Here is a 13,089-nt window from a genome sequence, read left to right as displayed (position 1 = left end):
TTCGCTACCGGACCTCCTTGTCCTCCGTAGAGGCCGTCAGGCGCAAGGCTCTCTCGATCTCGGCCACCCGCCGCCAAAGCGCGGGCAGTTTCGGCAGGAGCCGTATCACCCTGAGCCACTCCTTGTGCGGCGCGGCCGAGATCAGGCCGGAGAGCACGGAGCCGGGCGGGACCGATTGCACGATGGTGCTCTTGGGCCCGATCACCGACCGGGAGCCGATCTCCACGTGGTCCTTGACGCCCACCTGTCCGGCCAGCACCACGTCGTCACCCACCACCGCGCTGCCGGCAATGCCCGTCTGGGCGATGATCAGGCACCGTTCGCCGACCACCACATTGTGCCCTATCTGCACGAGATTATCGATCTTCGTGCCCGCCCCTATGCGGGTGCTGCCGATGGTGGCCCGATCGATGGCGGTGTTGGCGCCGATCTCGACGTGATCGCCGATCTCCACGATCCCGGCCTGCGGCACCTTGAGACGCCCCGGACCGTGGCCCGCGTAGCCGAAGCCGTCGCTGCCGATGACCACGCCCGCGTGAAGAACGACGCCGTCGCCGACCTGGCAGCCATCCGCCACCGTCACGTTGGGATGCAGCACGCAATCACGGCCGAGCCGCGCTCCGGCGCCGACGGACACGCCAGGCATGAGCACCGTCCTCTCGCCGATCCGGGCGTCTTTTCCCACGCAGCATTGAGGGTAGAGGCTGGCGCCCGGTTCCACGACGGCGGACGGATCGACGGCGGCCAAGGGGCTGACGCCCGGCGCGTGCACGGCCGGGGGATTGAACAACGCGTGTATTTGCGCGAACGCCCGGTGGGGATCGTCGACGTGAAGAAAGTTGAGCGCGACGTCCGCGCGCAGATCGTGGGCCACGATGACAGCGCCGGCGTTGCACGCGGCCAGATGCGCCCGGTAGCGCGGATGGGCCAGAAAAGTGATGTCGTCCGGGCCGGCGTCCTCTATGGAAGACACCCTCTGGATGGTCACGTCCGCGTCACCGGCCACCCGTCCGCCGACGAGCTCGGCGAGTTCCGCGAGCGATTTGCCTGAGGTGGTCACCTGTCCTTGTCGGCCGTCTTCTTGAAGCGCTCGTCGTAAAGCTTGATCACGTCATCGGTGACGTCGGTACCCTTGTCCGTGTAGAGAAGCTGGCTTCGTTCAAGGATCATGGTGAACTTCCCGGTCTTGCCCAGCTCCGCGATGATCTTTTGCAGGTCCTTCAGGATACCGTCGGTGATCTCGCGTTCCCTGAGAGCCAATTCCTCCTGCATGTCGCGCTTGTCGCGCTCGTAATCGCGCACGCGCCGCTGGAAGCGGAGCTGTGCCTTGGCCCGCTCGCTCTCCTTCATCAGGACGCCTTGCTTCTGCAGGTCCCGCTGCTCCTTCTCGATGGCCTGCTGCTCCTTCCGCAATGCATCCTGCTTGTCCTTGACCGAGGCCTGGAACTGGGCGCGCGCGCTCTTGCCGCGCTCGGACAAGCTTATGGCCCTCTGTAGATTGACGAACCCGACCTTGAGCTCCTGGCCCCACGCGGGGGTCAGCAGCAGCGTCAACAAGAGAACCGCACAGACTCGGGTCACCATAACCTCCAACAAGAATATAGCTCAATTATACCGCCCGGCAACCAGCGCCGTCAAAAACCGCCCAGCGCTCCGAACGCGAACCCGAGAAGCTCCTTCTGATCGGTCGGCTCCGCGTTCACCGGGTAAGCCCAACTCAGTCTGACCGGTCCGATGGGCGACTGCCACTGCATCGCCAGCCCCACCGAACGCTTCAGCTCCTCGATACGGATGTTCTCGGCAGGGCCGAACGCCTGTCCCTGGTCGAAGAAGAGGGAGCCCCGGAAACCCCATTGATTCGCGATCGGAAAGTGCAGCTCGGTCTTGAGGATGAGCTGCTTGTTGCCGCCCACGGCCTCGCCGTCGGCCGCGGGGTCGTCGCAATCGGGATCGTCCCGCGGGCATTCCCGCGGACCCAGGGTACGATACTCGTACCCGCGCACCGAGTTGATGCCGCCGGCGAAGTAGCGTTCGAACAGCGGCAATTGCCGTTCCGTCCAGGAGTCCGCGTAGCCGATCCGGCCTCCGAGCATCAGGGCAAAGCTCTTGCCCCAGTCGAAATTCGCGAGAATGGGATAGTACCAGGCTATGGAGAAGTCGCTGCGCATGAAGCGGTTGTCTCCCCCAAGCCCGGCCAGCTTGACGGACAGCGTGGAGCGCGTGCCCGCGGTGGGGGAGAAGAAGTGATTGCGCGTGTCGTAGGAAAGCCTCGGCGTGACCGCGCTCGTGGTGGATGCTCCCGGCTCGATACTCAGCGGCGCGTCGTTGTCCACGTCCGTTACCTTGGAACGAAAAAAGGTGTAGCCGATGCCGCCGTTAAGGTGATCCAGGATGGAGAACCCGGGCTCCAGGTCCGGATCATCGCTGCGCCAGACATCGGCGCGGCGTCCGAGGTACGGCAGGCGAAGGTATCGCAACGGAACGCTGATCCGGGTGGAGAAACCGCTGCGCCGGTTCGTCCACGTGGCGTACTCCGCGGTGGTGTGGAAAACGTCGAAACCGAGATCCGCGCGGGTATCGAAAATGCGCGGTTCCACGAAGCCCAGGACGATGTCCTGGTCGGTTTTGCTCAGCGTGAGGTCCGCGGACACCCGCCGTCCGGTGCCGAAGAGGTTGCGTTCTTCCAGGGAGGTTCGGAAGGAGAACCCGCTGGCGGTGCTGTAGCCCGCGCCGACGCTGAAGGTACCGGTGGGCGCTTCCTCCACGTTCACCACCAGGTTGATCCGGTCATCCCGGTCGGCCTTCTCCGTGGACACGGTCACGTCCTTGAAGAAGCCCGTGCGCAACAAGGCGTTGCGGCTCTCCCGGACTCTCGCCGAGGAGAACCGTGCCTCCTCCGCCACTTCGAGCTCCCGCCGGATCACCTTGTCCCGGGTCTTGACGTTGCCGGCGATCCTCACCTCGTCGAAGTAGACCAGCGGCCCCTGCTTGACCACGTAGCTGACGTTCACCAGCCGCTCTTCGACGTTGAAGCGTGTCCGAGGGGTCACCTCGACGAAGGCGTAGCCGCGGTCCGCGTAGCGTTCCTGCAGCGCGTTCACGTCGTTGAGCAGACGGCTCCGGCGAAAAACCTGCCCCGAGGTGAGGCTGACCCGTTCCAGCAGCCGCTCCGGCGTCCGGCCGATATCCCCGCCGACCTTCACCTCTCCGACGCGGTAGCGTTCGCCTTCCTGGATGCGGATCACGACCTCCAGGCCTTCGCCCCGCGGCAGGACGATGGGCTCGTCGATCTTGTGGTCCACGAACCCGTTGTCGTAGTACAACGACGACAACTGCGCGGTGTCGTTGGTAAGGACGTCCGGATCCAGGCGGCCGCGGCTGGTGAAGGGAATGAACCACCGCTCCTTCGTATCCATGACGTCCTTCAACTCGTCGTCGGAGAAGGCGCGGTTGCCTTCGAAGGCAATCCTGTGGATCAGCAGCGTCTCGCCCTCGAAGACGCTCAGGGTCACGATGGTCTGGTTGTTCTCGGCCGGGGTCAGGTTGTAGTCGACCCGGGTATTGACGTGGCCGGCCTCGCCGTAGAGGCGCAGCACCCGCTGCAATCCTTCCTGCAAACGCGCGGTGTCCAGAGCCGTGCGCAACTGGACCCCCAGGGCCGCTTCGATGTCCTCCGTGGACACCTTGTCGTTGCCCGCGATCCGGACCTCCCTCACGTACGGGCGTTCCTTGACCGTGTAGGTCAGAACGCCGGTGGCGGAGAAGTCCGCGCTGACGTCATCGAAGAGACCCATGCGGTAGATGGCCTTGACGTCACGGTTCACCATCTCGGCGTCGAACGGTTCCCCCGGCTGGGCCTGGATGCTCAACCGGATGGCATCCTCCTCCACCCTCAGGTTGCCCGCGACGCGAACCTCGCTGACCAGCGACTGTGCCACGGCCAGACCATGCCAACCGACAATACAGCACATCCCGGTCAGAAGAACCGCGGCGATTCTTCGGCAAATTGTAGCTCGCATGAGTCAATACGCTGAAAAGGAAGGTATTGCTACCAAGTTCACACGCCGTTGTAAAGCGTATCGAAACAGCCGAAACCCGTTCCGCGCACGCGCGGGTACCCCTACGTACGGTTCCTTACCGGTTATTCCGCGAACGCGAACAGGCGCCCCTCGCGCAGTTCGAGCCGGCGATTCATGCGGCCCGCGAGGTGCCGGTTGTGGGTCGTGACGATCAGACCCAAACCGCGCTCCTCGTTGAGGCCGCAGAGCAGGTCCTCGATCTCGCCCGCGGTCCCCGGATCCAGGTTGCCCGTGGGTTCGTCGGCCAGCATGAGCCGCGGGCCGAGGATCAGCGCGCGCGCGATGGCCACCCGCTGCTGCTCCCCGCCGGACAACTCCCCGGGCCGGTGCGTCAGCCGGTGCGCCAGACCCACGATGTCCAGCAACTCCAAGGCGGACTCCCGCGCGCGGGGCCGGTCCCAGCGCGCGATCAGGGCCGGCATCATGACGTTCTCCAGGGCGTTGAAGTCGGGGAGCAGGTGGTGGAACTGGAAGACGAAGCCGATGGTGCGGTTGCGCAGCGCGGAGATCTCGTCGTCGCTCCAGCCGGTGACGTCCCGTCCCTCGTAACGCAGCGTACCGCCGTCGGCCCGGTCGAGAGTACCGATGATGTACAACAGTGTGCTCTTGCCCACCCCGGAGTCGCCGATGATGGCGAGCCGCTCGCCTTGCTCCAGTGCCAGATCCAGGTCCGCGAGCACGTCCACGCGCCGGTCGCCGGCGATGTAGGACTTGACGAGCCCGCGTATCTCGATGAGCGCCGCCATGTCCGCCTACTCGTAACGGATGACGTCCACCGGATGGAGCCGCGCCGCCTGCCGCGCCGGGTAGATGCTGGCGAGACAGCAGATGACCAGGGAGGCCAGCGCCACCAGGGCGAAGTAGAGCGGCGAGATGCTCACAGGCACGGTGGAGACCACGAAGACGTCCTCGGGCAGATCGATGAACTGGTACCGCTCGATGAGCCGTGCGAGCACGTAGCCGAACACCACGCCCAACAGGGTGCCGGCGGCGCCGATGATCCACCCCTTCAGCAGGAAGATCCAGCGGATGCTGCCGCGGGACGCCCCCATGGAGCGCAGCACGGCGATGTCCTTGCGCTTCTCCATCACCACCATGATCAGGGTCGAGACGATGTTGAAAGCCGCGATGAGCACCATGAGCAGGAGCACCAGGAAATACACCGTCTTCTCCAGGCGCAGCGCGGCGAAGAGGTTGGGCCACAGGCGCGTCCAGTCCTCCACCCGGTAACGGTCGCCGACGTCCTCCTGGATGCCCGCGGCGATGGCTTGGGCGTCGCCCACGTCGGTGACGGTGACCTCGATGCTGGTGGCGACCTTGCCCACGCCGAAGAAGTCCTGGGCCGCCGGGAGACCGAGGAACGCCAACCCGCTGTCGTACTCGCGCATGCCCGAATCGAAGATGCCGACCACCGCGAAACGCCGGATGCGCGGGATGATGCCGACGGCGGTGGGGCTGCCGATGGGGGACACCGCCTGTAGCGCATCGCCCAGGCCCACCCGGAGCTGCTCCGCGAGCCTGTCGCCGATGATGATGCCCGGGAGATGCAGTTCCCGGCCGTCCACGGTCGCCGGGGTGCGCGTCTTGAGACCGTCCAGGCGTCCCTCCCGAAGATGTTCCTGGAGTTCCACGCTGGAACGGTCCGGGTCGATGCCGCGTACGACCACGCCCGAGACCCGGCTTCGGGAGGTGAGGATGATATGCCCCGTGAGCATGGGCGCGGCCGAGACCACGTCCTCGCGCTCGCCGACGCGCCGGGCGAGGTCGTCGTAACCCCGCAGGTAGCTGGCCGGCCGGACCAGGAGCACGTGGGCGTTGAGGCCCAGGAGGCGGTCGCGCAGCACCTCTTCGAAGCCGGTCATCACCGCGATCACCACGTTGAGGGTAACCACCGCGATCATCACTCCGAGCACGGAGATGACGGTGAGCAGGGAGATGAACCGCTCGCTGCGCCGGGCGCGCAGATAGCGCAGCCCTACGAACAACTCGTACGGCATGGTCAGGAACGCAGCAACGGGAAGAGGATGACGTCGCGGATCGAGGGGGAATCGGTCAGGAGCATCACCAGGCGGTCGATGCCGATGCCCTCCCCCGCCGCCGGCGGCATGGCGTACTCCAGGGCGCGCACATAGTCCTCGTCCACCTCGCAGGCGGTGTCGTCGCCGGCGCGCCGCGCCGCCGCCTGTTCCTCGAAGCGACGCCGCTGGTCGGCCGGGTCGTTGAGCTCGGAGAAGGCGTTGGCCAGCTCCCTGCCGCCGATGAAAAGCTCGAAGCGGTCGACGAATGCGGGGTTCGCATCGTTCCGGCGCGCCAGCGGCGATACTTCCAGGGGATAGCCGGTGACGAACGTGGGTTGGATCAGGCCGGGCTCCACCAGATGCTCGAACAACTCCACCAGGAGTTTGCCGCGGCCGAGCTTGGGGTCGACCTTGAGGGAGTGCCGCTCGGCGAGCTTGCGCAGGGACTCCGCGTTGCCCAGCTCCGACTCGTCCACGCCGGCGTGGCGCGCCACGCCTTCGACCAGGGAGAGCCGTTGCCAGGGCCGCCCCAGGTTCACCTCGTGCTCGCCCCACGGGATGCGCAGGCTCCCGCGCACCGCCTGGGCCAACTCCACGAACAGCTCCTCGGTGAGCTCCATCATGTCACGGTAGTCAGCGTAGGCCTGGTAGAACTCCACCATGGTGAACTCGGGATTGTGGCGCGTGGACAGCCCTTCGTTGCGGAAGTTGCGGTTCAATTCGAAGACACGCTCCAGCCCTCCCACCAGTAGGCGCTTGAGGAACAGCTCCGGCGCCACCCGCAGGTAGAGGTCCAGGTCCAGGGCGTTGTGGTGCGTCACGAAGGGCTTGGCCGCCGCGCCACCCGCCATGGGCTGCATCATGGGGGTCTCGACCTCGAGGAAGCCGCGCTGCTCCAGGAAGCGGCGGATGAGCGAGATGATGCGCGAGCGGTGGCGGAAAACCTCGCGCACCTCCGGGTTCACCATCAGGTCCACGTAGCGCTGCCGGTAGCGGGTCTCCACATCCTTCAAGCCATGCCACTTCTCCGGCAGCGGGCGGATGCACTTGCTCAGCAGGCGGACTTCACGAGCCTCGATGGTCAGCTCGTTGGTGCGGGTGCGGAACAGACGGCCGGCCACGCCGACGATGTCGCCCACGTCCGCCGCGCGCACGCGCGCGTAGGCCTCGTCCCCCAGCTTGTCCTTGCGCGCGTAGACCTGGAGCCGGCCGCTCCGGTCCTCCAGTTCGAAGAAGGCCGCCTTGCCGTGGGGCCGGTGCGCGCGGATGCGGCCCGCCAGCGCGAACTCTTCCGTCAACGCTTCCAGCCCGTCTGGGTCGAGGTCGCCGTGGCGTTCGCGGATGTCCTCCGCCGTGTGACTGGGACGAAAGTCGTTGGGGTAGACAGGGAGACCCTGCGCCTGGAGCTGCGCCACCTTCTGGCGGCGCACCGCCATCTGCTCGTTGGCTTCATCCATGTGTCTTCGGTCGGGTGCGTATGACGATGATCGGAACGGCTACAGCATGCCGAGCTGCAGCTTGGCCGCGTCCGACATGCGGCTGGGGTCCCAGGGCGGCTCCCAGACGATGTCCACGTGCACGTCCGTGACGCCGTCCACCGCCCGGACCTTCTCCTCCACCTCCGCGGGAAGCGACTGGGCCGCCGGACAGTTGGGGGCGGTGAGGGTCATAGTGACCGTCACCAGGCCGAGGGGGTCCACCTCCACCCCGTAGATCAGGCCCATTTCGTGGATGTTCACCGGCACCTCGGGGTCGTAGCAGGTTTGTATCGCCTCGATGGCGCGCCGTTCGATGTCCTTCTGCTCCGCAACGCTTTCCACGGAATGTCTCCCGGTCCGTCTTCGCGGCCCTACTCGGTGCTCACGGCCTTGCCGTCGCCGTCCAAGGCCGCGCGCAACGTGTGCCATGCCAGGGTAGCGCACTTCACCCGCGCCGGATAGTCGCGCACGCCCGCGAAGGCCGCCAGTTTGCCCATGCCGGCGCCGTTGTTGCCACCGCCGTCGTCGGCCGCCACCATCTGGTGAAACCGCTCGAACATCTCCCGGGCGTCGTCGCAACTCCGCGCCTTCAGGCTCTCGGTCATGACCGAGGCGGAGGCGATGGAGATGGCGCAGCCCGTGCCCTCGAAGCTCACGCCCGTCACGCGGTCGTCCTCCACGTGCAGGTGGACCGTGACCTTGTCGCCGCACAGCGGGTTGACACCCCGGGCGCTGCGGTTGGCACCGGCCAGCGGCCCGAAGTTCCGCGGCTTGCGGTTATGGTCCAGGATCAGCTCCTGGTAAAGGTCCCTCAGGTCAGACACCGTCGAACAGCCTCCTTACCCTTTCGAGTCCCTCCGCCAGCACGTCCACCTCGGCCTCGGTGTTGTAGCACGCGAACGAGGCGCGCACGGTGGCCGGCACCCCGAACCGGTCCATCACGGGCATGGCACAGTGGTGTCCGGTGCGCACGGCGATGCCCTCCTGGTCCAGGATGGTGCCGATGTCGTGGGCGTGCACGTCTCCGAAGATGAACGAGACCAGCGATGCCCGGCGAGCCGGGGTGCCGATGAGCCGCAGGCCGGGAACGTGCGTGAGCCGTTCCACCGCATAGGCGAGCACCCGGTCCTCGTGGGCCGCCACCGCCTCGATGCCGAGACCGGCGAGGTACTCGACGGCCGCGCCCAGGCCGATGACCCCGGCAATGTTCGGGGTGCCGGCCTCGAACTTGTACGGCAGATCGTTGTACTCGGTGGCCTCGAAGCTAACCGTGAGGATCATGTCGCCGCCCCCTTGGTAGGGCGGCATGGCCTCCAGCAGCCCGGCCTTTCCGTAGAGCACGCCGACGCCGGTGGGGCCGTAGAGCTTGTGGCTGGAGAAGGCGTAGAAGTCGCAGTCCAGGTCCTGCACGTCCACGGCGGCGTGGGGCGCCCCTTGGGCGCCGTCGATGAGCACCGGGATGCCTGCCCGGTGCGCGTCCGCGATCATCTCCTTGATGGGGTTCACCGTGCCCAGGGCGTTGGACACGTGCGGCAACGCCACGATGCGGGTGCGCGGTCCCAGCAGCCGGTGATAGGCCTCCATGACGACGTCGCCGCGGTCGTCCACCGGAATGACCCGGAGCACCGCGCCCTTCTCCTGGCAGATGAGCTGCCACGGCACGATGTTGGAGTGGTGCTCCATGGCGGAGATCACCACCTCGTCCCCCGCCTCGAGGTGAACACCGCCGTAGCACCGGGCCACGAGGTTGATGGCCTCGGTGGCACCGCGCACGAACACGATCTCCCGGTCCTGCGCCGCGTTGAGGAACCGCCGCACGGCGCCGCGCGCATCCTCGTAGGCCCGGGTGGCCAGCTCGCTCAGGCGGTGCACGCCTCGATGGATGTTGGAGTTCTCGGTCTCATAGTAGCCCGCCACGCGCTCGATGACGGAGCGCGGCTTCTGCGCCGTGGCGGCGTTGTCGAGGTACACCAAGGGCTTGCCGTGGACGCTCTCGCCGAGGATCGGGAAATCCTCGCGCACCCGCGCCACGTCGAAGCCGTTCTCCGTCCCGTTCCAACCTGTGGTCCTGACCTGTCCCATCGTCCTTCTCGAAGAGTCTGATCGATTGTGCTGGCGTCCTTCGACTTCGCTTCGCTACGCTCAGGACGAACGGGAAAGGGGACCGAAAAACGTTCGTCCTGAGCGTAGCGAAGCGAAGTCGAAGGACGCCAGCTCCATTGCCATCATGCTCCCAACTCCGCCAGCACCCGGCTCGTCAGTCCGTCCCGCAGGGGCTCGATGGCGACGCCGTCGAGGATCTCGCTGGCGAAGCCGTGCACCAGCAGCTTCCGGGCCAGCGCCGCGTCCAGCCCGCGGGAGCGCAGGTAGAACATCTCGTCCTCTTCCAGTTGGCCGATGGTGGTGCCGTGGGCGCAACGCACGTCGTCGGCCAGGATCTCCAATTGCGGCTTGCTGTCGATCTCCGCGTCCCTGGACAGCATCAGGTTCCGGTTGGACTGCCGCGCGTCGGTCTTCTGTGCGTCCTTGCGCACCACGATCTTGCCGTTGAACACCGCCCGCGCCCGGTCGTTGAGCACGCCCTTGTACAGCTCGCTGCTGGTGCCGTGGGGCTTTGCGTGCTCGATGGCCGTGCGGCTGTCCACGTGCTGCGAGCCGCCGGCCACGTAGAGTCCCTGGAGCAGGCAGTCGGCGCCCTCGCCGTCGAACAGCGCGTTCAGTTCCACGCGCGTCATGGCGCCGCCCGTGGTCACCGAATGCGAACGGTAGCGGCTGTTGCGCGACTGGTGCACCTGCACCGTGCCGAGGTGGAACGTCCCGCCGCCCTCGCGCACCAGACGGTAGTGGTCCAGCTCGGCGTCGTCCTCCAGCACGATCTCGGTGACGGCGTTGGTGCAGTGGACCGCGTCGCCGGAGCCCGCGTAGGCCTCCACCAGCGTCAGCCGGCTGCCGGCGCCCACCACCACCAGGGTGCGCGGATGCACGATGCGGTTGGATTCCTGCCCGGCGTCGGCGAGGAAGACCATGTGGACGGGCCGGTCGAGGTCGACTCCGCGTCCCAGCCGGACCGCGCCGCCATCCTCCACGAAGGCCGTGTTGAGCGCACGGAGCGCGTGTCCATCATAGTCGGCGTGACGCCCGAGGTTGGCTTTCACCCAAGGCAAACCCAGTTCCACGGCGTCCGCCAGACGGCCGATGAAGACATCCCCATCGCGCGCACCCGCGGCCGCGGCGACCCGGTTCGACCCCTTCTCAGCCACGTTCGCGTTCCCGGCGTCGCTGCCTCGTTCACGCCCCTCACGCACTCCCGGGCCGGTTTTTCCTTCGCCGGTCCACGGGAACATCAACTCGTAGCGCTCCCAGTCGCCCGATTCGAACGGATCGCGCCCTCGAGCCCCGCCCGTCGCCGTGTCGATGGTACGCAGACGCGCCCGCCGCAGCCCCTCCAGGCTCGTGTACTTCCACTCCTCGTCGCGAGTCGTGGGAAACCCCAGGGAGCGGAAGCGGTCCATGGCCCTGCGGCGCAGGTCGCCGACCCAGGCGCCGCCGTTGCGCGAGGCCCGCGCCGCGAGCTTCTCGTAGTCCTCGAGGTAGCCCTGCTGGTCGGACGCCGCCCCGTTCATGTTCCGGTCCCCCGGCCGGCCGTCTCCTCCACCCAGGAGTAGCCCGTGTCCTCCAACTCCCGCGCCAGCTCCTTGCCGCCGGACTTCACCAGCCGCCCGTTGTGGATCACGTGGACCACGTCGGGCACCACGTAGTTGAGCAGCCGCTGGTAGTGGGTCACCAGGATGATGGCGCGTTCCGGGCCGCGGAACAGGTTGATGCCTTGGGACACGACCTTCAGCGCGTCGATGTCGAGACCGGAATCGGTCTCGTCCAGGATCGCCAGGGTGGGCTCCAGGACGGTCATCTGGAAGATCTCGGCGCGCTTCTTCTCGCCCCCGGAGAAGCCCGCGTTGACCGGGCGCCGCAGCAGGTCCTCGCCCATCTCCACCGCCTTCATCTTCTCCTTGGCCAGGGCCATGAAGTCCACCGCGTCCAGCTCCTCCTCGCCGCGGTGGGCGCGCGCCGCGTTCACCGCCGCCCGAAGGAAATAGAGGCTGTTGAGGCCCGGAATCTCCACCGGATACTGGAAGCCCAGGAACACGCCCTCGACCGCGCGCAGCTCCGGCGCCATCTCCAGCAGGTCCTCGCCCTTGTAAAGGACTTCTCCCTCGGTGACCTCGTAGGTGTCCCGCCCTGCCAGCACCTGGGCCAGGGTGCTCTTGCCCGAGCCGTTGGGACCCATGATGGCGTGCACCTCGCCCGCCTTCACCGTCAGGTCGATGCCGCGGAGGATCTCCTTCCCCTCCACGCGCGCATGCAGGTTGCGTACTTCAAGCATTCTCTACATCCGAAATGGTCTGTGCCGGCTTCAGCCGACGCTGCCCTCGAGGCTCACGTCCAGCAGGCGCTGGGCCTCCACGGCAAACTCCATGGGCAGCTCGCGGAAGACCTCGCGGCAGAAGCCGTTGACGATCATCGAGACCGCGTCCTCTTCCTTGATGCCGCGCTGCCGGCAATAGAAGATCTGGTCCTCGCCGATCTTGGAGGTGGAGGCCTCGTGCTCGATGTGCGCCGAGTTGTTCTTCACCTCCAGGTACGGGAACGTGTGCGCGCCGCACTCACTGCCCATGAGCAGGGAGTCGCACTGGGAGTAGTTGCGCGCGTTGTCCGCGCCCTTGAGCACCTTCACCAGGCCCCGGTAGCTGTTCTGGCCGTGACCGGCCGAGATGCCCTTGGAGATGATGGTGCTGCGGGTGTTGCGGCCCACGTGGAGCATCTTGGTGCCGGTGTCCGCCTGCTGGCGGTTGTTGGTCACGGCCACCGAGTAGAACTCGCCCACCGAGTCGTCTCCCTGCAGGATGCAGCTCGGATACTTCCAGGTAATGGCCGAGCCCGTTTCCACCTGGGTCCACGAGATCTTCGAGTTCCGCCCGGCACACTTGCCGCGCTTGGTGACGAAGTTGTAGATCCCGCCCTTGCCGTCCTTGTCGCCCGGGTACCAGTTCTGCACCGTCGAGTACTTGATCTGCGCGTCCTCCAACGCCACCAGCTCCACCACCGCGGCGTGAAGCTGGTTCTCGTCGCGCATGGGCGCGGTGCACCCCTCCAGGTAGCTCACGTAGCTTCCGGCGTCGGCGACGATGAGGGTGCGCTCGAACTGCCCCGTCTGCGCCGCGTTGATGCGGAAGTAGGTGGACAATTCCATGGGACAACGCACGCCCTTGGGCACGTAGCAGAACGACCCGTCGCTGAAGACCGCGGAGTTGAGCGATGCGAAGAAGTTGTCGCTGTAGGGCACCACCGAGCCCAGGTACTGCCGCACCAGCTCCGGATGCTCCCGCACCGCCTCGGAGAACGAGCAGAAGATGATGCCCATCTCCGCCAGCTTGTCCTTGAAGGTGGTGGCCACCGACACGCTGTCGAACACGGCGTCCACCGCCACCCCGGCCAACGCCTCGCGCTCGTGCA

At 66.6% G+C, this 13,089-nt stretch carries 12 protein-coding genes; all 12 read right to left on the bottom strand.

What is annotated here, in order from left to right; translation table 11 throughout:
• Positions 1–4 precede the first annotated feature (4 nt).
• Complete coding sequence (gene lpxD, locus OXU42_06660) at positions 5–1,060, bottom strand: UDP-3-O-(3-hydroxymyristoyl)glucosamine N-acyltransferase (protein MDE0029061.1); 1,056 nt, start codon at positions 1,058–1,060, stop codon at positions 5–7.
• Positions 1,057–1,584: an OmpH family outer membrane protein gene (locus OXU42_06655; protein ID MDE0029060.1), complete on the bottom strand. Its 528-nt coding sequence runs from the start codon at positions 1,582–1,584 to the stop codon at positions 1,057–1,059. Before OXU42_06655 ends, lpxD begins: the two co-directional genes overlap by 4 nt.
• A gap of 50 nt (positions 1,585–1,634) precedes the next feature.
• Positions 1,635–3,938: an outer membrane protein assembly factor BamA gene (gene bamA, locus OXU42_06650; GenBank protein ID MDE0029059.1), complete on the bottom strand. Its 2,304-nt coding sequence runs from the start codon at positions 3,936–3,938 to the stop codon at positions 1,635–1,637.
• A 203-nt stretch (positions 3,939–4,141) separates the two neighbouring features.
• Positions 4,142–4,825 (bottom strand): ABC transporter ATP-binding protein, encoded by a 684-nt coding sequence (locus OXU42_06645; protein ID MDE0029058.1) that lies wholly within the window; start codon positions 4,823–4,825, stop codon positions 4,142–4,144.
• Positions 4,826–4,831: 6 nt separating this feature from the next.
• Positions 4,832–6,076: an ABC transporter permease gene (locus OXU42_06640; protein ID MDE0029057.1), complete on the bottom strand. Its 1,245-nt coding sequence runs from the start codon at positions 6,074–6,076 to the stop codon at positions 4,832–4,834.
• Positions 6,077–6,078: 2 nt separating this feature from the next.
• Positions 6,079–7,554 carry a lysine--tRNA ligase gene (gene lysS / locus OXU42_06635; protein ID MDE0029056.1) on the bottom strand — a complete coding sequence of 492 codons (1,476 nt, stop codon included), beginning with the start codon at positions 7,552–7,554 and terminating at the stop codon, positions 6,079–6,081.
• A 39-nt stretch (positions 7,555–7,593) separates the two neighbouring features.
• Complete coding sequence (locus tag OXU42_06630) at positions 7,594–7,917, bottom strand: DUF59 domain-containing protein (GenBank protein ID MDE0029055.1); 324 nt, start codon at positions 7,915–7,917, stop codon at positions 7,594–7,596.
• A gap of 29 nt (positions 7,918–7,946) precedes the next feature.
• Positions 7,947–8,399 (bottom strand): SUF system NifU family Fe-S cluster assembly protein, encoded by a 453-nt coding sequence (locus OXU42_06625; GenBank protein ID MDE0029054.1) that lies wholly within the window; start codon positions 8,397–8,399, stop codon positions 7,947–7,949.
• Positions 8,392–9,657, bottom strand: a complete 1,266-nt coding sequence (locus OXU42_06620; GenBank protein MDE0029053.1) for a cysteine desulfurase — start codon at positions 9,655–9,657, stop codon at positions 8,392–8,394. The genes OXU42_06625 and OXU42_06620 overlap by 8 nt, the downstream gene beginning before the upstream one ends.
• Positions 9,658–9,800: 143 nt before the next feature.
• Positions 9,801–11,198, bottom strand: a complete 1,398-nt coding sequence (gene sufD, locus OXU42_06615) for a Fe-S cluster assembly protein SufD (GenBank protein MDE0029052.1) — start codon at positions 11,196–11,198, stop codon at positions 9,801–9,803.
• Complete coding sequence (gene sufC / locus OXU42_06610; GenBank protein ID MDE0029051.1) at positions 11,195–11,959, bottom strand: Fe-S cluster assembly ATPase SufC; 765 nt, start codon at positions 11,957–11,959, stop codon at positions 11,195–11,197. The genes sufD and sufC overlap by 4 nt, the downstream gene beginning before the upstream one ends.
• Positions 11,960–11,989: 30 nt before the next feature.
• On the bottom strand, positions 11,990–13,089 hold a 1,100-nt coding region (sufB, locus tag OXU42_06605), incomplete at its 5' end, for a Fe-S cluster assembly protein SufB (protein MDE0029050.1).

It is taken from the genome of Deltaproteobacteria bacterium, from assembly GCA_028818775.1.
GTDB lineage: Bacteria > Desulfobacterota > Binatia > UBA9968 > JAJDTQ01 > JAJDTQ01.
Note: the sequence above shows the minus strand (reverse complement) of the source record. Positions and strands in the feature narration are given on the sequence as shown.